Annotated in this window: 18 protein-coding genes; 9 read left to right on the top strand and 9 right to left on the bottom strand. The window is 67.2% G+C overall.

Going from position 1 to position 23,291, the window contains the following annotated elements; genetic code table 11:
* Nucleotides 1–187: 187 nt before the first annotated feature.
* Nucleotides 188–1,216 carry an aldo/keto reductase gene (locus tag CS062_RS04095; RefSeq protein ID WP_233217902.1) on the top strand — a complete coding sequence of 343 codons (1,029 nt, stop codon included), beginning with the start codon at nucleotides 188–190 and terminating at the stop codon, nucleotides 1,214–1,216.
* Between the two features lie 28 nt (nucleotides 1,217–1,244).
* Here the strand turns inward: CS062_RS04095 and CS062_RS04090 are convergent, their stop codons facing one another.
* From CS062_RS04090 to metK, 4 genes are all read right to left on the bottom strand, one after another.
* Nucleotides 1,245–2,342 (bottom strand): DNA glycosylase AlkZ-like family protein, encoded by a 1,098-nt coding sequence (locus CS062_RS04090; protein WP_099860207.1) that lies wholly within the window; start codon nucleotides 2,340–2,342, stop codon nucleotides 1,245–1,247.
* A gap of 130 nt (nucleotides 2,343–2,472) precedes the next feature.
* Nucleotides 2,473–3,480 (bottom strand): GGDEF domain-containing response regulator, encoded by a 1,008-nt coding sequence (locus CS062_RS04085; RefSeq protein WP_099860205.1) that lies wholly within the window; start codon nucleotides 3,478–3,480, stop codon nucleotides 2,473–2,475.
* Between the two features lie 86 nt (nucleotides 3,481–3,566).
* Nucleotides 3,567–4,613 (bottom strand): GGDEF domain-containing response regulator, encoded by a 1,047-nt coding sequence (locus tag CS062_RS04080; RefSeq protein WP_099860203.1) that lies wholly within the window; start codon nucleotides 4,611–4,613, stop codon nucleotides 3,567–3,569.
* A 127-nt stretch (nucleotides 4,614–4,740) separates the two neighbouring features.
* Nucleotides 4,741–5,919 (bottom strand): methionine adenosyltransferase, encoded by a 1,179-nt coding sequence (gene metK, locus CS062_RS04075; RefSeq protein ID WP_099860201.1) that lies wholly within the window; start codon nucleotides 5,917–5,919, stop codon nucleotides 4,741–4,743.
* Nucleotides 5,920–6,080: 161 nt separating this feature from the next.
* Between metK and CS062_RS04070 the strand changes: the two genes are divergently transcribed.
* From CS062_RS04070 to CS062_RS04045, 6 genes are read left to right on the top strand one after another with little or no spacing between them, the layout of a single operon-like run.
* A complete protein-coding gene (locus CS062_RS04070; RefSeq protein ID WP_099860200.1) occupies nucleotides 6,081–6,971 on the top strand; it encodes an LpxL/LpxP family acyltransferase in 891 nt (296 codons plus the stop codon).
* A 9-nt stretch (nucleotides 6,972–6,980) separates the two neighbouring features.
* Complete coding sequence (gene dapF / locus CS062_RS04065; RefSeq protein WP_099860198.1) at nucleotides 6,981–7,856, top strand: diaminopimelate epimerase; 876 nt, start codon at nucleotides 6,981–6,983, stop codon at nucleotides 7,854–7,856.
* Nucleotides 7,853–8,563: a DUF484 family protein gene (locus CS062_RS04060; RefSeq protein WP_099860197.1), complete on the top strand. Its 711-nt coding sequence runs from the start codon at nucleotides 7,853–7,855 to the stop codon at nucleotides 8,561–8,563. Before dapF ends, CS062_RS04060 begins: the two co-directional genes overlap by 4 nt.
* The gene (locus CS062_RS04055; protein WP_233217901.1) at nucleotides 8,541–9,470 is read left to right on the top strand and encodes a tyrosine recombinase XerC; all 930 of its coding nucleotides are present in this window, start codon (nucleotides 8,541–8,543) and stop codon (nucleotides 9,468–9,470) included. Before CS062_RS04060 ends, CS062_RS04055 begins: the two co-directional genes overlap by 23 nt.
* A gap of 13 nt (nucleotides 9,471–9,483) precedes the next feature.
* On the top strand, nucleotides 9,484–11,184 hold the full coding sequence (locus CS062_RS04050; protein WP_143742248.1) for a hypothetical protein: 1,701 nt from the start codon (nucleotides 9,484–9,486) through the stop codon (nucleotides 11,182–11,184).
* Nucleotides 11,185–11,199: 15 nt separating this feature from the next.
* Nucleotides 11,200–12,381, top strand: a complete 1,182-nt coding sequence (locus CS062_RS04045; RefSeq protein WP_099860192.1) for a class I SAM-dependent rRNA methyltransferase — start codon at nucleotides 11,200–11,202, stop codon at nucleotides 12,379–12,381.
* 89 nt (nucleotides 12,382–12,470) lie between these two features.
* Here the strand turns inward: CS062_RS04045 and CS062_RS04040 are convergent, their stop codons facing one another.
* Entirely contained in the window at nucleotides 12,471–12,956 is a 486-nt protein-coding gene (locus tag CS062_RS04040) for an Lrp/AsnC family transcriptional regulator (protein ID WP_099860191.1), read from the bottom strand.
* A 150-nt stretch (nucleotides 12,957–13,106) separates the two neighbouring features.
* Here CS062_RS04040 and glmS point away from each other — a divergent pair, with 150 nt between their 5' ends.
* On the top strand, nucleotides 13,107–14,981 hold the full coding sequence (gene glmS / locus CS062_RS04035) for a glutamine--fructose-6-phosphate transaminase (isomerizing) (RefSeq protein WP_099860189.1): 1,875 nt from the start codon (nucleotides 13,107–13,109) through the stop codon (nucleotides 14,979–14,981).
* 92 nt (nucleotides 14,982–15,073) lie between these two features.
* On the opposite strand, the gene CS062_RS04030 is transcribed toward glmS, so the two are convergent.
* Complete coding sequence (locus CS062_RS04030; protein WP_143742247.1) at nucleotides 15,074–15,355, bottom strand: DUF5131 family protein; 282 nt, start codon at nucleotides 15,353–15,355, stop codon at nucleotides 15,074–15,076.
* Nucleotides 15,356–15,609: 254 nt separating this feature from the next.
* Nucleotides 15,610–18,885 (bottom strand): DEAD/DEAH box helicase, encoded by a 3,276-nt coding sequence (locus CS062_RS04025; RefSeq protein ID WP_099860188.1) that lies wholly within the window; start codon nucleotides 18,883–18,885, stop codon nucleotides 15,610–15,612.
* Between the two features lie 78 nt (nucleotides 18,886–18,963).
* Here CS062_RS04025 and CS062_RS04020 point away from each other — a divergent pair, with 78 nt between their 5' ends.
* A complete protein-coding gene (locus CS062_RS04020) occupies nucleotides 18,964–20,196 on the top strand; it encodes a hypothetical protein (protein ID WP_099860186.1) in 1,233 nt (410 codons plus the stop codon).
* Between the two features lie 1,016 nt (nucleotides 20,197–21,212).
* On the opposite strand, the gene CS062_RS04015 is transcribed toward CS062_RS04020, so the two are convergent.
* Nucleotides 21,213–21,986 carry an SDR family NAD(P)-dependent oxidoreductase gene (locus CS062_RS04015; protein ID WP_099860185.1) on the bottom strand — a complete coding sequence of 258 codons (774 nt, stop codon included), beginning with the start codon at nucleotides 21,984–21,986 and terminating at the stop codon, nucleotides 21,213–21,215.
* Nucleotides 21,987–22,064: 78 nt separating this feature from the next.
* Nucleotides 22,065–23,264, bottom strand: a complete 1,200-nt coding sequence (locus tag CS062_RS04010) for an arabinose transporter (protein ID WP_099860183.1) — start codon at nucleotides 23,262–23,264, stop codon at nucleotides 22,065–22,067.
* Nucleotides 23,265–23,291: the final 27 nt, after the last annotated feature.

Below are 23,291 nucleotides of genomic sequence, written 5' to 3'. Positions count from 1 at the left end.
CGGATTGTGCAAGGCCATCGCGCGCGCCGCCAGCGCGCGCGCCCGCACAAGCGCCGGTTCCGGAGGATTGGGCAAGGACCGGCGAGCTTTGCGCTGGTCCTGGAAGGGGGCGGATTCCTAAGCTGACAGGCATCGCGGCGGTCATTCGGATCGCCGCGGAGACCTCGCCCTTCGAAGGAGTAGCGCCATGACCATCATGTCCAGGGAACCGATCAACAACCTGCCGCAATTGCCCCGCCGCCGGCTTGGCGCGCACGGGCCCGAGGTCTCCGCGCTCGGGCTCGGCTGCATGGGCATGTCCGATTTCTACGGACCCGCCGACGAGGCCACCTCGATGGCGGTGCTCCATCGGGCGTTGGACCTCGGGATGAACTTCCTCGACACCTCCGACATCTACGGCAACGGCGCGAACGAGCGGCTGCTGTCCGGACTGCTCGCCAACCGGCGGCGGGAGGTCGTGCTGGCCACCAAGTTCGGCATCGTCCGCAACGCCCAGGGGCTGTCGGCCGGCGTCAACGGCACGCCGGGCCATGTCCACGCGTCCTGCGACGCCAGCCTGCGCCGGCTGGGCGTCAACCACATCGACCTGTACTACCTCCACCGCGTCGACCCGGCGGTGCCGATCGAGGAGACCGTCGGCGCCATGGCCGAGCTGGTCCGGGCGGGGAAGGTGCGGCACCTGGGCCTGTCCGAAGCCTCGGCGCAGACCATCCGGCGCGCGCACCGGGTGCATCCGATCGCGGCCGTGCAGTCGGAGTACTCGCTCTGGACCCGCGACGTCGAGCAGGAGGTGCTGCCGACCTGCCGCGAGCTCGGCATCGCGCTGGTGCCCTACAGCCCGCTCGGACGCGGCTTCCTGACCGGCGCGATCCGCAGCGCCGACCAGCTCGCGGCCAACGACTGGCGACGGGTCAATCCCCGGTTCCAGGACGGCCATCTGGCGCAGAACCTGGCGCTGGCGGACGCCCTCGTGGCCCTGGCACGGGACCATGGACTCGCGCCGGCGCAGCTTGCGCTCGCCTGGCTGCTGGATCGTGGGCCGGATGTGGTGCCGATTCCCGGCACGCGGTCGATCGCCCGGCTGGAGGAGAACGCGATGGCGGCGCGACTGCGGCTCAATGACGTGCTCAGGGAGGAACTGCAGGCGTTGCTGGCGGCGCATCCGGTGGCGGGGGAACGCTATCCGGAGGTGTCGATGGCGCTGGTCAACGCCTGAGGGAAGGCGCCCGCCGGGCGCCGATCCCTCAAGCCGCCAGGCCGAGGAAGACCGACATCTCCTGGTAGGCGTCGTCCAGCGCGGCGCGGAAGGCCGCCTCGCGCGGACGCTTGCCGATGAAGCCGAGGTCCGGGACCAGCGTCCCGGCCTCGACCTTCAGGTTGGCCCAGCCGATCATCCGGTCGCCCCACAGCATCGGCAGCGCGTAATGGCCCATGGTCCGTTTCGCGGCCGGGGTGTAGGCCTCGAAGCGGTAGGCCCATCCCCACAGGCGCTCGAAGCGGCCGCGGTCCCACACCAGCGGATCGAACGGCGCGAGGAAGCGCAGGCGCTCCGGCTCGATCCGGTGCGCGCGCGAAGCCGGGTTCTCGTCGGCGGGCCAGTACCAGACCTCGCCGTCGACCTTGGCATGCGCCCAGCGCGCCTTCGCTTCCTTCACCACCTGGCGCGCCTCCGGCTGGAGATGCGGCGCGCCGTAACCCAGCAGCGTCGTCAGGTAGCCCAGGCTCGCCGACGGCAGCGGCGCGTACAGCGCCACCACCTTGTCCAGCAGCGCGGCGGCACGCGCATGGCGCGCTTCCGGGCTGTCGTCCTGCAACGCGTGCTCGATCGCCTCGTAGACCCGGGTGCCCGAATCACGCCGGGCCACGCGCAGCAGGCCCCGGTAATGCATGCCGTCCAGCAGGTGCGTGCTGGCGTTCAGCTCGCCGCCCCAGTAGCCGGTGACGCGGCCATGGCTGAAGGCTTGCTGCACCTGCTGCGGGTGCGTGCGGCCGCGCGCCCGGATGAAGGCGAGCACCTCCGCCGCGCGGGCGTTCATGTCCTCGTCCCAGGGACGTCGCGCCACCCGCGGATGCAGCAGCGCCAGGGTCTCGCGCGGCAGGAACCCGTAGTTGACGAAGCAGTCCTCCTCGATCGCCAGGCGCGCGTACCGCGCCTCCAGCTGGCCGGCGCGGTAGTCCTTCACCCGGTGCATCAGGATCAGGTCCTGGGCCCGCGCCGGCGCGCGGATCGGGTCGGCCTGCACGAAGCCCAGGCGCCGGATCGCGCGCAGCAGCGTCGTCGGCTTGAAGAAGGTGCGGGCGATGGCGTGACGCCGCAGCGCGTCATGGTCGATCACGGGCATGGAGGACGGGGCAGGGGTCGAAAGGCGGCAACGGTAACGCCGATCCCTCCCGGACGTGTCAGCAGATCGTCTCCCCCGCAGGGCGGGCGAGGGCAGGGTGAGGGTGGGAGCTTCCGCCGGCCGCGCCGCCTCAGAGCGGCGCGAAGCCGCTGGGCGCCTGCTCGACGGTGTCCATCTGCATCTCGAAGCTGAAGAAGCGATTGCGACCGCGCGACTTGGCGGTGTAGAGCGCATCGTCGGAGCGGCGCAGCAGGCCCTCGACGCTGGTCTCGGCGTCGGGCACGCAGGTGGTGATGCCGCCGGACAGGGTGACGTAGGGCTCGACCGAATCGGGGTGCTGCATGTTGCAGTTGCGCAGCGTGCGCATCACCGCCCGCGCGAAGGTCATCGCCCCGGAGCGCGGCGTGCCGGGCAGGATGAGCGCGAATTCCTCGCCGCCGTAGCGGGCGGCGCAGTCGCGCGGGCGCCGGCAGGTCTGCTGCAGCAGCAGCGCGACGCGCCGCAGGCAGGCGTCGCCTTCGAGGTGGCCGTAGCTGTCGTTGTAGCGCTTGAAGTGGTCGATGTCGCAGAGCACCAGCGTCAGCGGCTGCTGGTCGCGCCGGGCGCAGGCGATCTCCTGCGCGAGCCGGGCATCGAAGGCGCGGCGGTTCATCAGTCGCGTCAGCGCGTCCTCGCCGGAGAGCTTCTCCAGCCGCTCGTTGCTGTTGCGCAGCTCGTCGGAGACCTCCTGCAGCCGCGCCTGCATCCGCCGCAGCCGCTGCATCGCGCGCAGCTTGGCCTGCAGCACGGTGTTGGAGACCGGCTTGACGAGGTAGTCGTCCCCGCCCGATTCGATGCCCTGCCAGAGGTCCTGGTCCCGGTCGCGGCTGGACAGGAAGATGATCGGCGTCCAGCCGCCGCGCTCATGCGCCCGCATCTGGCTGGCGACCCAGTAGCCGTCGTGGCCGGGCATCTCGACATCCAGCAGCACCAGGTCCGGGCGTTCGCCGTCGAAGCGGGCCAGCGCGCTGTCGCCGCCATCCGCTTCCAGGGTGTGATGACCGATCGCCTGGAGCTGGCGGCACAGGAAGCCGCGGGTGCTCGCCTGGTCGTCCACGACCAGGATGCGAAGAGGCGGCAGCGAGGCGGAAACGTCCATGGCCGGGCATCGTCGACAGGCGGCAGCGAAACGTGCCGAGGCCGATTATGCGGGGCCGCCTCGCCGCGACGCCGTCCGGGTATGCCTCAAGTGGGGGTGGCGGGCGGCGGGGCGGCGGGCCCGGGCGACGGGGCGACCGCGCGCCGCTGCTCGGCCGTGTCCATCTGCATCTCGTAGCTGAAGAAGCGGTTCCGGCCGGTGGACTTGGCGTTGTAGAGCGCGTCGTCGGCGCGGATGATCAGGCCCTCGGCGCTGGTGCTCTCGTCCGGCAGGCAGGTGGTGATGCCGCCCGACAGGGTGATGGTGCCGCCGGTGGGCGAGTCCGGATGGGGGATGGCCGCCAGCTCCACCGTGCGCATCAGCGCCCGGGCGTAGGTCATCGCTCCCGAGCGCGGCGTGTTGGGCAGCACCAGCGCGAACTCCTCCCCGCCGTAGCGCCCGGCGCAGTCGCTGGGGCGGCGGCAGGTTTCCTTGAGCAGTTGCCCAATGCGGCGCAGGCAGGCATCGCCGGCGACATGGCCGGCCGCGTCGTTGTAGCGCTTGAAGTGGTCGACGTCGCACAGCATCAGCGTCAGCGGCTTGCCTTCGCGCCGGGCGAGGTCCAGCTCCTGTTGCAGGCGGGCGTCCAGTGCGCGGCGGTTCATCAGTCCGGTCAGCGCGTCGACGCTGGAGAGCTCCTCCAGCTGCGCATTGGCCGCGCGCAGGTCCTCGGACATCTGCACCAGCCGCGCCCGCATCAGCGCCAGGCGCTGCATCGCGCGCAGCTTGGCGTGCAGGATCATCGCGGACACCGGCTTGACCAGGTAGTCGTCGCCGCCGGACTCGATGCCCTTCCAGACGTCCTCGTCCTGGTTGAACTGGCTCAGGAAGATGATCGGCGTCCAGCCGCCGGGCTCGGCGGCGCGCATCTCGCGGCAGGTCCAGTAGCCGTCGTGGCCCGGCATCTCGACGTCCAGCAGCACCAGGTCGGGACGGTAGCGGCGGAACAGCTCCAGCGCCCATTCCGCGCTGTCGGCCTCCAGCACCCGATGGCCGGCGCGGTCGAGCTCCGCGGTCAGGGCCACGCGCGTCGCGCTCTGGTCATCGACGATCAGGATGGTCAGCGGGGTCGGCGCGGCGGGCAGGGGATGCATCCGGCGATTCTGCCGCGCGAAGCGGCCGCCGGAAACGCTCAGGGCCGCGCGAGGCGGCCCTGACTTGGGGGATCAGATGCGCGTCAGTCGATGAATCTGCGGCAAATGACCGGGGGAACGTCGGGCGTCACAGCCCCGCTGCGGCGCGCAGCGCCTTCGCCTTATCGGTCCGCTCCCAGCTGAACTCCGGCTCCTCGCGACCGAAGTGACCATAGGCCGCCGTCTTCGAATAGATCGGACGCAGCAGGTCCAGCATCTGGATGATGCCCTTGGGACGCAGGTCGAAGTGCTCGTTGACCAGCGCGGCGATCTTCTCGTCGGCGATGACGCCGGTGCCTTCGGTGTAGACCGTCACGTTCATCGGACGCGCGACGCCGATCGCGTACGCGACCTGGATCTGGCACTGCTTGGCCAGGCCGGCGGCCACGATGTTCTTGGCCACGTAGCGCGCCGCGTAGGCGGCCGAGCGGTCGACCTTCGTCGGGTCCTTGCCCGAGAACGCGCCGCCACCGTGCGGGCAGGCGCCGCCGTAGGTGTCGACGATGATCTTGCGGCCGGTCAGGCCGCAGTCGCCCTGCGGGCCGCCGATGACGAAGCGGCCGGTCGGGTTGACCAGGTACTTCGTGTCCTTCAGCCACTCCTTGGGGAGCACCGGCTTGATGATTTCCTCGATGACCGCCTCGTAGAACTCCGGCTTCATCTTGTCGCCCAGCGACATCTCCGGCGCATGCTGGGTCGACAGCACGACGGTGTCGATGCTGTGCGGCTTGCCGTCGACGTAGCGCATCGTCACCTGGCTCTTGGCGTCGGGACGCAGGAAGGGCAGGCGACCGTCCTTGCGCAGCTGGGCCTGGCGCTCGACCAGGCGGTGGGCGTAATAGATCGGCGCCGGCATCAGTTCCGGCGTCTCGTCGCAGGCGTAGCCGAACATCAGGCCCTGGTCGCCGGCGCCGGTGTTCAGGTGGTCGTCGGACGCCTGGTCCACGCCCTGGGCGATGTCGTTGCTCTGCTTGTCGTAGGCGACGAGCACGGCGCAGCCCTTGTAGTCGATGCCGTACTCGGTGTTGTCGTAGCCGATGCGCTTGATCGTGTCGCGGGCGACCTGGATGTAGTCGACGTGGGCATTCGTCGTGATCTCGCCGGCCAGCACCACCAGGCCGGTGTTGCACAGCGTCTCGGCGGCGACGCGGGAGCGCGGGTCCTGCGCCAGGATCGCGTCGAGGATGGCGTCGGAGATCTGGTCCGCCACCTTGTCGGGGTGGCCTTCAGATACGGATTCCGAGGTGAAGAGGAAATCGCTCGCCAATTTAAACTCCTGTGATTCAGTCTTCGGGCGTTGCCGAAACCTGGGAGTCAGGCGGCGAACGCTTTAGCGGGATTTATGAGTCGCCCCGCAAGTTGTCCAGATTAACTCGGCGACTGGGCGCGCATTATAGGAAAGGCCCGCAAGGGCCCACGGATGGGTGGATGGGAAAACTGGGTACATATGCGCTGATCGCGCTGCTTTGGCTGCTGCACTGGCTGCCACTGCGCTGGCTGGCCGCGCTCGGATGGGGGCTGGGCGCACTGCTGCATCGCGTGGCCGGATCGCGCCGGCGCGTGGCGCTGCGCAACGTGGAGCTCTGCTTCCCCGAGAAGTCCGTCGCCGAGCGCGAAGCCCTGGTGCGCGAGCACTTCGGCTGGCTCGGACGCAGCCTGCTCGAGCGCGGCCTGCTGTGGTTCGCGTCCGGCGAGCGACTGCTGCGGCTGATGCGCATCGAGGGCAACATCAAGCTGTCCGAGCAGGTCGACCGCCCGGTGATGTGGCTGATGCCGCACTTCGTGGGCCTGGACTGGATCGGCCCGGCGCTGATGCTCAACCAGGCGCGGCCCGGCGCCAGCATCTACCAGCGGCAGAGCAACGCGCTCTTCGACGAGGCGCTGCGCAAGGCGCGCTCGCGCTTCGGCACGACCAAGCTGGTGGACCGCCACGAGGGCGTGCGCTCCGTGCTGCGCGCGATCCGCGACGGCTATTCCTTCCTGAACCTGCCCGACATGGACTTCGGTCCGAAGGACTCGGCCTTCGTCCCGTTCTTCGGCGTGCCGGCGAACACGCTGCTGGCGCCGGCCAAGATCGCGCAGACGATGCAGATGGTGGTGCAGCCGGTGATCGTCACGATGCTTCCCAAGGGCGAGGGCATCGTGATCCACGCGCACGAGCCGCTGCCCGGATATCCGAGCGGCGACCTGGAGGCCGACGCCAGGCATTTCCACCGCTGGCTCGAGGACCGCATCCGCGAGCACCCGGCCCAGTATTTCTGGGTCCACAAGCGCTTCAAGACCCGCCCGCCCGGCGAGGCCTCGCTGTATTCCCGATAATCCGCCCCCATGAAACTGCGCTTCACCAAGATGCAGGGCGCCGGCAACGACTTCGTCGTGCTGGATGCCACGCAACAGCCGATGCCGCTGACGACCGATCAGCTGCGTCGCGTGGCCGATCGCCGCTTCGGCGTGGGCTGCGACCAGATCCTGGTGATCGAGGCGCCGAGCTCGCCGGACGTCGACTTCGGCTACCGCATCTTCAATTCGGACGGCTCGGAGGTGGAGCAGTGCGGCAACGGCGCGCGCTGCTTCGTGCGCTTCGTCGTGGACAAGGGCCTGACGAGCAAGCGGACGATCCGGGTGCAGACCGTCAACGCGCTGCTGGAGCTGCGCCTGCGCGAGGATGGCCGCGTCACGGTGGACATGGGCGCGCCGATCTTCGACCTGCCGCGCATCCCCTTCGACCCGCGCGGTACGGAGCCCAAGGCCGAGCACGGCTTCCAGTGCTGGCCGCTGGACCTGGGCGACGGCATGACGGCGGACGTGGCGGTGCTGTCGATGGGCAATCCGCACGCGGTGCAGCGGGTCGACGACGTCGACCAGGCGCCGGTGGGGCTGGTCGGACCGCTGGTCGAGACACACGAGGCCTTTCCGCGCCGCGTGAACGCCGGCTTTCTGCAGGTCCTCAGCCGCAACGAGGTGAAGCTGCGCGTCTTCGAGCGCGGCGCCGGCGAGACGCTGGCCTGCGGCACCGGCGCCTGCGCGGCGGTGGTCGCCGGCATCCGGCTCGGCTGGCTGGACGAGGCGGTGGAAGTGCATACGCGCGGCGGAGACCTGCGCATCGAATGGGCCGGCATGACGCCGGGCGGCCCGGGGCTCGATGCCCCGGTCTACATGACAGGGCCGGCACAGACGGTCTTTGAAGGAGAAATCGAACTGTGAGCGGCATCGAAGGCATCACCGAACAAGACATCGCCGACTACCTGGCGAATGACCCGGCGTTCTTCGAACGCCATGCCGAGTTGCTGGCCAACGTCCGGATCTCGCATCCGCACGGCCAGCGCGCGGTGTCGCTGCAGGAGCGCCAGGCGGAGCTGCTGCGCGACAAGATCCGCGGTCTGGAGCACAAGATCATCGAGATGATCCGCAACGGGCAGGAGAACGTCGCGATCGCCGACCGGCTGCACCGCTGGACGCTGGCGCTGATGCTCACCCGCGACGACAGCCAGTTGCCCGAGGTGCTGCTGCGCGAGCTGCGTCACCAGTTCCTGATTCCGCAGGCCGGTCTGCGCTTGTGGAACGTCGGTGCGGGCCACGCGTTGGCGCCGTTCGCGGCCGAGGTCAATCCGGACGTGAAGACCTTCGTCGGCAGCCTGAACCAGCCCTACTGCGGCATCAATTCGGGCTTCGAGGCGGCGCGCTGGCTCGAGGACGATGTCGCGTCGCTGGCGCTGGTGCCGCTGACGGCGGGCGCGCCGGCGGAGCCCTTTGGCCTGCTGGTGCTGGGCTCGCCGGATCCGACGCGCTACACCGCCGAGATGGGCACCGAGTTCCTGTCCCGCGTCGGCGAGATCGCGAGCGCCGCGCTGTCGCGCCTGCTGCACGCCGACCCCCATGTCGCCGGCCATGTCGACCGTCAGCCTGACTGACGAGCAGCGCCGCTACCTGGACCATCTGCGCGTGCAGCGCCGCCTGGCGGAGCGCACGCTGACGCTGTACACGGAAGCGCTGCAGCGGCTGACCGGCTTCGCTTCGGCGCAGGGGCTGGACCTGCTGCGCCTGAGCGCGCACCAGGCCCGTCGCGGCCTGGCCAAGCTGCATGCCGAGAAGCTGAAGCCGCGCACGCTGGCGCTGATCCTGTCCGCCTGGCGCGGGTGGTACCGCTGGCTGGGGCAGCAGGGACTGGTCGACGCCAATCCGATCGCCGATCTGCATGCGCCCAAGCAGGGCCGACCCCTGCCCAAGGCGCTGGGAGTCGACGACGCGGTGCGACTGGCCGAGCACCACCAGGACGCCACCGACCCGGTCGCCGAGGCGCTCGAGCGCTGCCTGGTGGAGCTGCTCTACGGCAGCGGCTTGCGGGTGTCGGAGCTGGTGGGCCTGGACCTGCGGCATCACGCCAGCTCGGCCGGCTGGATCGTGCCCGACGCCGCCGAGGCCCAGGTGCTGGGCAAGGGCGCCAAGCGCCGCGCGGTGCCGCTCGGCGGACCGTCGCTGGCGGCGCTGCAGCAATGGCTGGCGGTGCGCGGCCAATGGGCGGCGGCCGACGAGCCGGCACTGCTGGTCGGCCCGCGCGGCCGGCGACTGAGCGCCGATCAGGTCCGCAAGCGCCTGAAGCAGCGGGCCCTGGCCGCGGGCATGCCGACGCATGTCCATCCGCACATGCTGCGCCATTCGTTCGCGTCGCACCTGCTGCAGAGCAGCGGCGACCTGCGCGCGGTCCAGGAGCTGCTGGGCCACGCCAACATCAGCACCACGCAGGTCTACACCCGGCTGGATTTCCAGCACCTGGCCAAGGTCTACGACGCGGCGCACCCGCGCGCCCGCAAGAAATAACCGATTGATCCCGATGCCCCGCTCCGCCCTGATCGCCTCGAAGGCCCCGTTCCCGTCCCGTCCGCTGCTGCTGTGCTCGGCGCTGCTCGCCGCCCAGGCGCAGGCGCAAACCCAGGCCCAGGCGCCCGGGGCCGCGCCCTCGGTGTTTTCGGCCGAGGTCCAGGACGCGAATCGCGCTGGCGGCGTCACGACGACCGATGCGGGCAACGGCCCTGTCCGCGCGACGCTGTCCGGGATGGAGCCGCCGCGGGTCGTCACCGCGACCGACAGCCGGCCCGCCGCGTTCGAGCTGAACTGGTCGCCGATCAAGATGCCCACCGGGCAGAAGACCGCGCTGCTGGGGGCGCACTACATGGTGGCCATCAACGAGGACTGGGGCATCGGTCCGGCCGCCTACGGCGCGGCGCAGGGCGAGTTCGGCGGGCTGTTCACCGTCGGCTTCAACCTGCAGCGCCGCTTCCGTGTCGGGCCCAATCTGCACCTGGCGGCCAGCGTCTATGCCGGCGCGGGTGGCGGCGTGAGCTCCGACCGGGTGCGTCCGGGCGGCGGCCTGATGCTGCGGCCGGAGCTGTCGCTGCGCGGCGAGTTCGGCAACTGGTACGCCGGCGTGGGCGTGTCGCACGTCACCTTCCCGAACGGCAACGGCAACATCAAGGACACCGGCGTCGCGTTCACCCTCGGCCGGATGGACCGCTTCCTGAGCTTCAACCCGAGCGACTCGGGCTCGCCGGGCCGCGCGGGCGACCGTACCGGCATGGGCTTCGACGAGATCGCGCTGAGCGCCGGCGTTGAAAAGCCGCGCAGCGGCAGCCGCACGCGCGGCGGCGCGCCGCTCACCGGGCGCAAGGGCAAGGCCGGCGGCGACCTGCGGCAGTACTTCGGCGACGGTTCGTCGTGGTGGGGCCTGGAGGCCTCGGGCGCCGCGTCCGGCGGTCACGACGGCTACATGGAGATCCTCGCCAACGCGGGACAGGACTGGGGCATCGGCAGCCAGCGGCTGCGGGTGGGCGGGCAGCTCTCCTTCGGCCTGGGCGGCGGCGGCGACATGGACACCGGCAACGGCTGGCTGGTGCGGGTCGGGCCGACGCTGCGCTGGATCACGCCCTGGGGGCCGACGCTGCGGCTGGACGCGGGCTACATGAAGGCGCCCTGGGGCCATTACGACTCCTTCCAGGTGCGCGGCTCGCTGGCGCTGCCGCTGGAGAAGGTCTCGCGCATCCTGAACACGCCGCCGCTCGAGTCGGGCACGGTGCGGGCGCAGACGCTGTACCTGAGCATGCCCTACTTCAAGGAATTCAAGTTCAAGGACGGCTCGCGCGACAACGTGACCGGCCTGGGCATCGGCATGACCCGCGACTTCGGCGGCCCGTGGTACGGCGTGGCGCATGCGGGCAGCGCGGCGCTGGGCAAGGCCGGCGCGTTCTCGTACGGCATGTTCGGCCTGGGCGCGCAGTCGCCCAAGTGGAACGGCCTGCGCGTCGGCGCGGAGGCGCTGGTCGGCGCGGCGGGCGGTGGCGGCGTGTCGGTCGGCGGCGGTGCGGTGACCCAGGGCGAGGTCTGGACCCAATGGGAAGGCACCGGCCGCGACCGCCTGCGGGTGAAGGTCGGCGTCGGCCAGTGGAAGGCGCTGGGCGGCGAGAAGCACAGCACGCCGATGGTGAGCTTGAACATCGGCTGGGCCTTCGGCACGCTGGGGCCGGCGGCGAAGCGCTGAGACAATCGCGCCCCTATGAAGATCATCCGTCTGCGCGAGGGCAAGGACCGCTCGCTGCTGCGCCGCCACCCGTGGGTGTTCGAGGGTTCCATCGCCAAGGGCAAGGCCGACGCTGGCGAGACCGTTCGGGTCGAGGCCGCCGATGGCCGATTCCTGTGCTGGGCGTCGTTCAGCCCGGAATCGCTGATCCGGGTGCGCGCCTGGAGTTTCGATGAGCAGGAGCGCATCGACGCGGCCTTCTTCGAACGCCGGATCGCCGCGGCGATCGCGCTGCGGGCCCGCATGCCGATCGACTCCGACGCGGTGCGGCTCATTCACGGCGAGGCCGACGGCCTGCCCGGGCTGATCGTCGACCGCTATGGCGACACGCTGAGCGCGCAGTTCCTGTCCGCCGGCACCGAGCGCTGGAAGCAGACCATTGCCGACCAGCTGCTGGCGCAGACCGGGCTGACGCGGCTGTACGAGCGCTCCGACGCCAACGTGCGCACGCTCGAGGGCCTGGCGACGGTCACCGGCTGGCTGCGCGGCGAGGGCCCGACCGAGATCGTCATCTCGGAGAACACCTGGAAGCTCAGCCTCGACGTGGCCGAGGGTCACAAGACCGGCTACTACCTCGACCAGCGCGACAACCGCCGCAAGTTCGCCGAGGCGGTGCGGCAGTACGGTTGCCAGTCGGTGCTGAACTGCTTCAGCTACACCGGCGGCTTCTCCGTCGCGGCGCTGGCCGGTGGCGCCAGCGAGGTCATCAGCGTCGACTCGTCCGGTCCCGCGCTCGAGCGCGCCACTGCGCACGTCGCGCTCAATGGCTTCGATCCGGCGCGGCACACGGCGCTGGATGCGGACGTGAACCACACGCTGCGCGACCTGCTCAAGCAGGGCCGGCGCTTCGACGCGATCGTGCTGGACCCGCCCAAGTTCGCGCCGACGGCGGCTCACGCGGAACGCGCCGCGCGCGCCTACAAGGACATCAACCGGCTCGGCCTGATGCTGCTGAATCCCGGCGGCCTGCTGTTCACCTTCTCCTGCTCGGGCGGCGTGGGGCCGGAGCTGTTCCACAAGATCGTGGCCGGCGCTGGCATCGACGCGGGCGCGGATGGGCTCATCCTGGACCGCGTCGGCGCGACGCCGGATCACCCGCAGACGATCTACTTCCCCGAGGGCGAGTACCTCAAGGGCCTGCTGATCCTCAAGCGCTGATCCTCTAGCGCTGGTCGTTCGGTGCGGTGCCACGGCCGCTGGCCCTCATCCCCGCCTCTCCCGCAAGCGGACGAGGGGCAAGACCCGGCTCAGGCGCGCGGGGCGGGGAGCGTCAGGCGCGGCTCGAACTTCGCGCGCTTGACGCTGAAGAAGGCCTTCACATTGCGGACGTTGGCCTGCTGGGTGAAGAGCCGCTGCACCAGCGCGTGATAGGCCGGCATGTCCGGCACCTGCAGCACCAACACGAAGTCCGGCCCTGGCGCGACGCGCCAGCACTGCTGGACCTCCGGCGCCGCGACGGCGATCGCCTCGAAGGCATCCAGGTGCTCGGCGCCCTGGCGGTCGAGCGTGATCTCGACCAGCGCGGACAGGCCCGCGCCGAGCTTGTCCGGCGAGAGGATCGCTACCTGCTTCTCGATCACCCCGGCCTCCACCAGCCGCCGCACGCGACGTAGGCAGGTGGCGGGCGAGACATGCGCGCGTTCCGCCAACGCCTGGTTGGAGAGTGACGCGTCCTGCTGGAGGAGGTCCAACACCCTCAAGTCGATGGCGTCCAGATCGTCTGAATATTTCATGAGGCGGACGGATTTGAAATAAAATGCCATCATCGATGGACGGCGATTGATTCTTTCATTAGTGATGCAAATTTGAAAGCAACGGCCTAAGAGGGATGCCTAGGATTGCGCCCATTCGCAATTCATCCGGGACGCCCGGGGAGAGACATCATGTGCGGCATCGTCGGCGCGGTCAGCCAGAAAGACATCGTTCCCATCCTGATCGAGGGCCTGAAGCGGCTCGAGTACCGCGGGTACGACTCGTGCGGCGTGGCGGTGCACCAGGACGGCATGCTGCGCCGGGCGCGCAGCACCTCGCGGGTGGCGGAACTGCAGGCGCTGGCGGCGCAGGACGGCGTGGCGGCCGGCACCGGCATCGCGCACACCCGCTGGGCGACGCACGGCGCGCCGGCGGTGCATAACGCGCATCCGCACTTCTCGCATGGCCCGGGCGCCGAGGCGCATCGTCAGCCCGGCCGCGTGGCGCTGGTCCACAACGGGATCATCGAGAACCATGACGAGTTGCGTGCCGAGCTGAAGGGCCGCGGCTATGTCTTCCACAGCCAGACCGATACCGAGGTCATCGCCCACCTGGTGGACTTCCATTACCACGGCGACCTGCTGGAGGCGGTGCAGACCGCGGTGGGGCAACTGCGCGGCGCGTACGCGATCGCGGTGTTCCACAAGGACGAGCCGCATCGGGTGATCGGCGCGCGCGAGGGCTCGCCGATGGTGCTGGGCGTGGGCAAGGACGACTACGCCGGCGCGAACTTCGTCGCCTCGGACGCGATGGCGCTGGCCGGCGTGACCGACCAGATCGTGTACCTGGAAGAGGGCGACGTGGTCGACCTCCAACTGGGTCGCTACTGGATCAGCAGCAAGGATGCGACGACGGGGCGCTTCGTCAATGTCGAGCGCGAGGTGAAGACGGTGCATGCGCACAGCGGTGCCGCGGAACTGGGCCCGTACCGGCATTACATGCAGAAGGAGATCTTCGAGCAGCCGGTGGCGATCGCCAACACGCTGGATGCGGTGACGGGCATCAGCCCGGAGCTGTTCGGCGACGGCGCGTACCGGGTGTTCAAGGAGGTCGACTCGGTGCTGATCCTGGCGTGCGGGACCAGCTATTACGCGGGCTCGACGGCCAAGTACTGGCTGGAGAGCATCGCGAAGATTCCGACCAGCGTGGAGATCGCGAGCGAGTACCGCTACCGCGACAGCGTGCCGAATCCGCGCACGCTGGTGGTGACGATCAGCCAGAGCGGCGAGACGGCGGACACGCTGGCGGCGCTCAAGCATGCGCGCTCGCTGGGGATGCAACACACGCTGACGGTGTGCAACGTGTCGACGAGCGCGATGGTGCGTGAATGCGCGCTGGCCTACATCACGCGCGCGGGCGCGGAGATCGGCGTGGCGTCGACGAAGGCGTTCACGACCCAGCTGGTGGGCTTGTTCCTGCTGGCGCTGGCGCTGGCGCAGACGCGGGGCCACCTGACGGACGAGCAGGAAGCGGAGCACCTGAAGGCGCTGCGCCACCTGCCGGTGGCGGTGCAGGCGGTGCTGGCGCTGGAGCCGCAGGTGATCGCGTGGAGCGAGGAATTCGCGCGCAAGGAGAACGCGCTGTTCCTGGGTCGCGGGCTGCATTACCCGATCGCGCTGGAAGGCGCGCTGAAGCTCAAGGAGATCAGCTACATCCACGCCGAGGCCTATCCGGCGGGTGAGTTGAAGCACGGCCCGCTGGCGCTGGTGACCGCGCAGATGCCGGTGGTGACGGTGGCGCCGAACGACACGCTGCTGGAGAAGCTCAAGAGCAACATGCAGGAAGTGCGGGCGCGGGGTGGAGAGCTGTTCGTCTTCGCGGACGGCGACACGCGGATCGAAAGCGAGCAAGGGCTGCATGTGATCCGGCTGCCGGAGCACTACGGCGCGCTGAGCCCGATCCTGCATACGGTGCCGCTGCAGCTGCTGGCGTATCACACGGCGTGTGCGCGCGGCACGGATGTGGATAAGCCGAGGAATTTGGCGAAGAGTGTGACGGTGGAGTGAGGGGAGGCCGTTGGCGCCTTGTTGTCCCCCGCCGCAAATAGCTCATGAAAATTTCCCGTGCGGCGGGGCCTTGACTGCAAAACTGCAGGCAGTTAATGAAAAAACGGCCGCTGCCGTGGCGCTATCAGGTCAGGCCGATTCTCGAAGACATCTGCCATTGAGGCGCAGAAAACGCAGCGCCGAACGCCTCGGCCGTTGCGTCCCCGTTCCACTTCAATAGCCCCTTCCAGTGGGCATCGCTGAAGAACCGCCGCTGTGATTCGGCCCCAGACGTCGGAGTTAACGCGTTTGGCCCACGATTCCGCGTAGCAGTGATCGCGGGCCGGCGAGACCTTGACGTATCCCCACCAGGGTTGAAGGCGTGGCGCGCCCATTCGATGCGAGAGCCTTTACCCATGACCGTCTTGAGTTCATGGCCGACCGATAGACGAAGGGATGGTGTTAGCCGGGGCTAGGCAAGCCTCGGCGAGAGCTACGCCCCAAGGGCTGCTTCCAGCCTGAAGCCGCGGCGGCATCCCAGCGTGTCCGGTCCTTCGCCCCGGCCTATTCAGCTCACGGTCTCGGCCTCAATGCGGCCATTCAACTGGCCGGACTGCTTCGATTGCCGAGGTAGACCAGCGCATGGAGGCTAGGCCTGGCTGCAGTAGACCTTGAGGGGCACCTGGTAGGTCTCGGACAGGAACCTTTCGGTGACGCCCAGCAGTGCGAGCTGGTGTTCTGCCGCGCCTGCCTTGGAAAGCCCGGGCTGGACGATGTAGACGCGCAGGGCGACCGCGCATACGCGGCTGAGGTCGCGGATCTGCGCCAGCCGGTCCTTTGACCCGATCTCAAAGCGTGTGGGCCGGCCGCTTTCGACTCGATCCGCGTCCCGCTTCAAGAGGTGAGCGAAGAGGTCCGAACGCCGTTCCTTGTTGTGCAGCCACATGATGCTGCGTTGGGCCTGCCCGCAAACGACGTACATGTCGTCAATGCGCGCACCGGGCGCTTCGCCGCCGGAGTATTTGCAGTGGTACAGGTCCACCTTGATGAGGCGAGGCAGCGTTTTGCTGTCCAGGCTAATGCCAACGATGTCGGCAGCTTCGCCCGCGCCGTCGTCATCGATCAGGATCTCGTGCCTGTTCTCCGCCTTGATGTGCTCGATGGTCCGGTACTGGACGGAGTTGGGCCGCCGCTCCTCGCGTTGCGATTCCTTGGTGATGTCGATGCCAGACCAGTCGAGCGCTTCCAAGCGATCGCGGGAATACAGCTGCGCCGCAGTACGCAACTCGACATGGAGGTTGCCCTCCAGCTTGGATCCGTCGGCGAACCAGACCGTCGGCGGGTTTTCTGTCAGGTAGGCGCAGAGGTCGTAGCTCTCTCCGCGCTGGATCGTCGCCTTCGCGCTGCCTTCGTAGACGAATTCGAAATCGAGCGCCTTGCCGCGGGTCAGGAAGTTGAGCCGGACCTGTACCTCACGGCTTTCGCAGAACACTCGCAGGATGATCGGTCCGGTCGCGCTGCAGTCTCGAATCTCGATGCTGCAGTTGGTCAGGTGCTGGTCGATTGTGGTGCCGAACGAAATCTTTGTCGCGGACTCGACGTGGTCGAGGAGTTCCACCGGCCAGTCCACGCCTACCGGCACGGATGCTGGACGCTGGCCGATGATCTTCTGGACCAGTGTTCCTCCCAGGACCTCCTCGGGGTCGATGCTTTCGTCGATGAGTTTGGCGCCGACGCGTTTGCACCAGGTGGAGAACTCGTTGACCTTCAGGCGCAGGTGCGTCCATACACGCCCCTTCTTGCCTGCGCCGATAGACGCCGGACCGCCCCTCTCGAAGCCGGAACCGGCGAGTACCGACTTGGTGGTCGTCTCCAGCGTGGCATCGGAGAGGGGCGCCGCGACATCCGGCCCCATGCGGCCTGTAAAGCGGATCTGACGGCCAAACTGTTCATCCAAGCCAACGTTCGTCAGCATCAAGCGGTTGATGCCACCGAACGCCCGGAACACCTCGGGTGCCTGGATCAACTCGACATCGTTCCCGCACAGGGCCCTCGCGAATGGCGAGTAGGCGCCCGTGTTCGTCGATCCGTGGATGAAGAGCAGCGACTGCTCCTTGTCCCAGATGGCGATGCACAGCTCCCAGACCAAACCTTCAACAGCAGGCACGTCAGTCCAAGGTACGCCCTGTCTCCTCGCGGCAATGATGATGAGCATGTGCTCCTTCTCATTGAGGATGGGGTAGATCTCTTCTCCTTCAGAAAGCCCAGGGAATGCGCCTTTGAAGTCGGAAGGCGTCCACTTCGTGCAGTGCGTGCGGTATGCCACCATGCTTGCGGCCGGCCGGATCTCGTTCACCGGGATCTCGTCCAGTTGGCTGCTGAAACCGCTCATGAAGCGCTGGGCTTCCAGCTCGTCCCCGATCGCGGCCTCACTCAGATTCGGGAGAAGCAGGTTCCAATCAGGGTCCTGGGTGTACAGCGTTCGAAGCTCGTCGCGCAGGTTGACGTCAGCAATATTTGCGATGAAGACGGGATCGCCGAGGTCGTCTCGGGATCGCGTGAAGCGGCCGGCCAACTGCAGCGTGACGGCGAGGCTCTTGCGCAGGTCATGGAACGCTGCAATCTTCAGCTCCGGCATGTCGAAGCCTTCGCCCAGCATGTCGACGCAGACGACGATGCGCGCTTTGCGGTTGTCCAGCGCGCCGCGCGCGGCCTGGGCGTCGGCCTTCTTCATACCGCTGTGGAGCATCACCGGATTGAACTCGCCGAGTTCCTCATAGATCGCCAGCACCTCGGCGGCACGGATCTGCGTGGACACGCGGGCCATCGCGACATGCAAGCCCGTCGCATCCGCCTTCAGCTCCTCAATCACCTTGGCTGCAATGTCGCGATCGGCCCGGGCGCTGTTGAAGGCGTAGACCGAGCTGAAGCGGATGGGGCGGAAGTAGCCCTCGCGTTGGGCCTGCCGCATAGGGTAGACGTAGATGATTTCCCCATCGAGCGGCACGCCGTCCTCACGAAACGGCGTCGCCGTGAACTGCAGGACTTGGCGCTTCTGCGCCTTGAAGACCGACTTGAGCGCATGCCAAGTCGGTGCTTCAGCGTGGTGAGCCTCATCAATGAACAGGTGGGTACAGGCCTCGGCCATCCTGGCCTGGACTTCGTCGCTGCACTTCGCGGCAAGAATGCTGGTCGACACAATGACGTTGCAGCGCCTGAATAGCTCACCCACCTCTTCGACGCTCGTTGGCCGCTTCTCAAGGGTGCCGACGACGGGTCTCATCACACCTGCCTTGAGCAGCACGGACCGGGCATCCTTCAATATGCCCAGCGTGCGGAACTTGAGCGCGATCTGCGTCCGAAGTGCATCCGTGGGCACGATCACCATGATCCGCGTGCACCGAGCAGAGATCATGGTGGCCAGCATCGTCTCGGTCTTGCCTGTTCCAGTCGGCATGACAACGGTGGCGACGTCGGTCTTGGTCGACCAGTGCGCGTGGATGGCGTGCAGTGCCCCAAGCTGCGGACGACGCAGGCCCACTTGCCCTTCGCGAAGCTGCTCCTCGCCAACGAAGTTGAACGCGGCAAACCAGCTCTCGCGCGCTTGAGCGGGCGTGAGGTTACTGTCGAGGTCGGGGTGAGCCAGCCATCTGCCGCCACTGAGATCGGCCTCAGCGACGCCCTCTGGCACGTCGCCGAGTAGCGTGGGCCCGTCACTTGGCAGCTGGCTCAGCGATGGCGGTGCCTTCGCGAAGACATAGACCACCCGCCCATCCTGGCCGGCAAGCTTCCAGCCGGAGCGGGAAGGGATCGCGAACTTTGTCCACTCCCCCTGGATGACCTCGGCGGGGTGCGCGAGCTGTTCGATCACCCCCCGCGAGGTCTTCGCATTGACGCCCATCACAGGCGGCACCGTCAATCGCATCCCAGTCCCTCCCTTGGGTAGGCAAGACCTATTCTTCTGATGTGTGTCTAATCGTAAATCAGGTTATGGGAGGGGGTTATGCAGGCTTCATGGGTCGACGGATTTGATCAGCGCGTGTTGCTCAGCCGCTTTGTGCACCTGGCCAATACAGGAGGTCTGGTCGGCTTCGACGGCGAGGCAAAGAACTTCGTGACGCTGTTGCGATCAATGGTCCAGTTCCCTGAAGCCGTCCCCTGGGGCGTCAGGTATGAGCTGCTGGAGGAAGCGTCACGCAGCGCCGCAAACGCGGGCGCCACCACGCCAAAGGAACTGCTCGCCCACATCCAGGCGGGCTTCAAGGCTTATGCAGCGATGCCGCGAAAGAAGTACGTCTTGTTCACGTCGATCACGATCGCGCCGGGCAACAAGCTGGGCAGCACCGACATCAACGGCGTGAAGCTGAGCTTCTTGGCCAAGATGCCCAAGGTCGTCCAGACGACGCGTGCGGCGCTGTACACCCAGCATCGAAGCTGGCTGCCTCTGGAGGAGGAGCCGAGGATGCTGGTCATCAAGGCGCAAGTCGAAGCGAGGACGCCCGAGGAGGCGGCTACGCGATCGCTTGATGCGATCGACGTGCTGCGAGGCATTTGGAATTTTTTCCTTACGACGGCCTGGCGGCACACCATTGACGGACCACGGCAGCCCATCAGCAAGATTTTCATCGGCCCCATCCACACCTTCCATGACCCATCGGGCCACGCTTACGCGGGGCAGTTCTGGTACGAGACGACGTTCTGGCGCAGGGCGGAAATCACCGACATGTCGCGCGATCATCAAGTTGCCCTCGACAAAGGGCAGCAGCTGCGTCGGCGCATAGGTCGGCATCCCTATGCGGCTGACCTGGAGAAAGCGTTGGTGCGCTACGCGCGGGCACTGGATCTGGAAGACCACGATCTCGCGATCCAGAAGCTTTGGAGCCTGATGGAGTTCCTGACCGACACTGGGTTGGCGAGCTATGACAAGACAGTCCGACGCGTGAAATTCCTCTATGTGGATGTTGCGCACCAGGGGCAGGTCCTTGAGCACCTTCGTCGATACCGCAATCGCTCGGTGCATGGCGGCATGTCTACGGGCGACGTTGAGGGCGAGGTGTATCAGCTCAAGCGGTGCGTGGAGCACCTCATCCAGTTCCATGTCGGCAACCGGTTCGGGTTCAAGACGATGGAGCAGGCCTGCAACTTCCTTGACCTGCCGCACGACGACGCGCTGCTACGCGGCAGGTTGAAGAGCGTGAAGGACGCCATCGCTTTTCGTGGCTCTGGCAAGACCTGACGCTCTGCGTCAAACCCATTAACTGGTCGGAGTCTTGCGAGGCCGGACACCATCGGTGCGGTTGCCCGTTGAATGTCCGGTCATGACAGAAGCAGCCGCTTCGTCTGTCGAGCCCGAATGACTCTGATCAGCCTGAAACCGCCACTGCAGTCCGTGTCCCGAGCAAACCAACGCGTCACCGGAATCTGACGAACTTGAAATCCTCGGAGAAGTGAAACGGCTCGCTCCTTCGCGACGTCACATCTCCTCGCTCAACGGCGATGAGTCGGCCTTCACGCTGAGCTTCATCCCACAAGCTTTCGACCTCCGGAGGCATCGGCTGCTCAAGCCCATCGTCTGCTTCCTGTTCCGCTCTCTGCCACCATAAGATCAATGGAACCCACCTGGCGAATTCGGGGCTCGGAGAGAACGCCGCCGTGATCCACGGTGTCTCATAGCCAACGAGATCCAGCCTGCCCAAATGGCTCCGGCCGATGACAAGGTCCCAAGTGGGGCGGTGGGACAGCGTCGAATCGCCGTTCTGCGATCGAAACCGACCTGTGACGAGTAGACGTAGTTTGGCAAGCAGCGGCATTCACAACAGCTTACTCGAGAGTCATTCCGCCATGGCCGCTATCAGCCGAGGCTGTGTGAGAACTTCTCCGGCCGTCGGTTTCCGGGAGCTCGACACCATCAACGAGCCTTCGGCCGTCGATCCTGGGCCGATCTGAGAGGCCGCTTCTCCGCGTGCGAGCAATGAGGGCGTGTTTTCGCACAGCCTCGGCCAGAAGCGGACCTTTTCACTGTCTCAGACATCGACGCCGCGACTGGTTGCGGGTGACTCCCCAGGTGGCATCTGTCTCAGACTTTCGCAGCGAAAGATCGACCCTCTGCGCCACGGGGCCGGCCGCCTCGGACCTCGATGGCCAGGAACGCTTGTTCTCGCGAGCCGGCAATTAACTCGGAAAGTTTCGGCAGTTCTTTCTGGTTCATGGCCGGTCTCGGAGGCCCGCTACTCGGATCTCGCCCGTGCAGCCTCACTCCGGCATCCTCACGCCCGAGATCTGCGCGCACCTCTCCAGCAAGCGATCCTGCAAAGCGGCATTGAGCGCCTGCGGGTTGGGGGCCATGCGCTTGAGGTGATAGAAGTAGTCGCCCGACACCTTGGCGCCCTTGTCCTCGCTCACGGCGAGCCAAGCCTGCGTGAGGTGCGCCTGCGAAAGATCGTCATTGGCGCTGCTTCCGCCCATGCGGGTCTTGACCCATCCCGGTTCGAGCGCAGTGCTGATCACGTCGGTCCAGCGCCGCGCCATTGCGAATGCCAACATGGCGTCATGCAGTTTGCTCTCGGCATACGCGTCGGCCCCATTCCAGTGGCGTTCCGTCCAAAGCAAATCATCCAGGTTGGCATCGACGTGGTGGTGCATGCCCGAGCTCAGGTAGACCAAGCGCTTGGGACGGTGCATCAGCGCCGTCAACAAGTAGGGCGTCAGGGTGTTGATCGCGAACACATGAGGAAGGCCGTCGGCGGTCGTGACGCGCCGCGGTTCGCGGTAACCAACGGCCACGTTGTGGATGACGGCGTCAAAGGTGCCAAGCTCATTGGCTTGCTCGGCGACCTGCCGAGTCCCCGCAATGCTGCTGACGTCACCGACAACGATGGCTTCAGCTTCAGGAAGCCCTCGTTTGGCGTCAGCCGCGCGGCTTTGGCTGCGCGCATGCAGCACGACCTGATGCCCTTGACTGACGAGAAGCTGACCGGCCATCAGGCCGAGGCCTTCAGACGATCCAGTGATCAGAATGCGAGACATGAAAAGACTCCTTGGACATTGTTGAAGAAACTGGCGGAACTGGTGTCCGCTTCGATAGGGGGCGTCTCCGTCGGGTTGCTAACGATCGCCGACCAAGATCAGTGCCGCGCCGAGCAATGCACTCGCTGCACCCAACACGTAGACGGCGGCGTATCCGAAGTGACCAGCCACCAAGCCGGCCGTTGGACCGGCGATGCCATAGGCGATGTCAAGGAACGCGGCGAAGGCTCCGATCGCGCTACCTCGGTTGGCCGGTGGGACGCGCTTGAGCGCTTCCACGCCGAGTGCGGGATAGACGAGCGCACAGCCGAGACCGGTGACGAACGCACCGGCCAATGCAATGCCTTCATGCGTGGCCCCCCAGACCAACGCTTGGCCGATGGCCTCAACCATCAAGGACCACAGCGCCACGGTATTCCCTCCGATCTTGTCCGGCAGATGCCCGAACATCAGACGCACAGCGATGAATCCAGCGCCGAAACAGGTCATCACCACACCCGCGTGCGTCCAGCCTCTGGACGCAAAGAACAGCGATGCAAATGCGGTCAGGCCCGCCAACCCCACGCCTTGCAACGTCAGTCCAGCACCTTGGCGCCAGATCTGCCCAACGACCCGATGGAAAGGGATGCGCACACCGGCAGGCGATCGATAGCCGGCCGTGCCGATGGCGAGCATCCAAGCCGCGGCAGGAGCAGCGATGCAAGCCAGCATGACGGCTTGCAGCCCCATTTGTCGGTACAGCGTCATCCCGACCGGAGCGCCGATGGACAACGCGGCGAACATCGCGATGCCGGTCCAGGACATGGACAGCCCTGCGCGCGTGGGTCCCACCGAGGCGATCGACCAAGACACACAGCCGGTCACGAACTGGCTTTCTCCGAAACCGGCCATGAGCCGTCCGATCACGACGATCGACAAGGCCGCCCCTGCGGACCAACCTGGGAGTGCGGCAACGAGATACAGCACACCGGCCAGCGCGCAGCCAATCGCACCTTGCAGCGCGGAACGGCGGCCGCCTTGTTGATCGGTAATTCGCCCCGCGTAGCCGCGAGTCAGCACCGTGGCGAGGAACTGGATGCCAATGACCAACCCGACCACAAAGTTGCTGAATCCAAGCCGCTCGTGGATGAAGAGGGGCAGCACCGGCAATGGCAGCCCCACCGCGAGATAGCCGCAGAACAGCGCCGCAATGACGCCGGGAGATGGGCGGGACAGGGGAAGCGGCGCGCCCTCGGGCCGCGCCGCTCCGTCCCGAGGGGACGAAGCGATGGCAGACATGGCTGGATCCTTGTTGGGTGGAGGGGT

This window comes from Roseateles chitinivorans, from assembly GCF_002761755.1.
Lineage (GTDB): Bacteria > Pseudomonadota > Gammaproteobacteria > Burkholderiales > Burkholderiaceae_C > Roseateles > Roseateles chitinivorans.
Note: the sequence above shows the minus strand (reverse complement) of the source record. Positions and strands in the feature narration are given on the sequence as shown.

Coding starts and splice junctions, on each gene's coding strand:
- CS062_RS04055 (WP_233217901.1), top strand. CDS start 8,541: ATGTCGACCGTCAGCCTGACTGACGAGCAGCGCCGCTACCTGGACCAT.
- CS062_RS04085 (WP_099860205.1), bottom strand. CDS start 3,480: ATGGACGTTTCCGCCTCGCTGCCGCCTCTTCGCATCCTGGTCGTGGAC.
- CS062_RS04095 (WP_233217902.1), top strand. CDS start 188: ATGACCATCATGTCCAGGGAACCGATCAACAACCTGCCGCAATTGCCC.
- CS062_RS04040 (WP_099860191.1), bottom strand. CDS start 12,956: ATGAAATATTCAGACGATCTGGACGCCATCGACTTGAGGGTGTTGGAC.
- glmS (WP_099860189.1), top strand. CDS start 13,107: ATGTGCGGCATCGTCGGCGCGGTCAGCCAGAAAGACATCGTTCCCATC.
- dapF (WP_099860198.1), top strand. CDS start 6,981: ATGAAACTGCGCTTCACCAAGATGCAGGGCGCCGGCAACGACTTCGTC.
- CS062_RS04050 (WP_143742248.1), top strand. CDS start 9,484: ATGCCCCGCTCCGCCCTGATCGCCTCGAAGGCCCCGTTCCCGTCCCGT.
- CS062_RS04015 (WP_099860185.1), bottom strand. CDS start 21,986: ATGTCTCGCATTCTGATCACTGGATCGTCTGAAGGCCTCGGCCTGATG.
- CS062_RS04080 (WP_099860203.1), bottom strand. CDS start 4,613: ATGCATCCCCTGCCCGCCGCGCCGACCCCGCTGACCATCCTGATCGTC.
- CS062_RS04045 (WP_099860192.1), top strand. CDS start 11,200: ATGAAGATCATCCGTCTGCGCGAGGGCAAGGACCGCTCGCTGCTGCGC.
- CS062_RS04030 (WP_143742247.1), bottom strand. CDS start 15,355: ATGGGCGCGCCACGCCTTCAACCCTGGTGGGGATACGTCAAGGTCTCG.
- CS062_RS04020 (WP_099860186.1), top strand. CDS start 18,964: ATGCAGGCTTCATGGGTCGACGGATTTGATCAGCGCGTGTTGCTCAGC.
- CS062_RS04090 (WP_099860207.1), bottom strand. CDS start 2,342: ATGCCCGTGATCGACCATGACGCGCTGCGGCGTCACGCCATCGCCCGC.
- CS062_RS04070 (WP_099860200.1), top strand. CDS start 6,081: ATGGGAAAACTGGGTACATATGCGCTGATCGCGCTGCTTTGGCTGCTG.
- CS062_RS04010 (WP_099860183.1), bottom strand. CDS start 23,264: ATGTCTGCCATCGCTTCGTCCCCTCGGGACGGAGCGGCGCGGCCCGAG.
- CS062_RS04025 (WP_099860188.1), bottom strand. CDS start 18,885: ATGCGATTGACGGTGCCGCCTGTGATGGGCGTCAATGCGAAGACCTCG.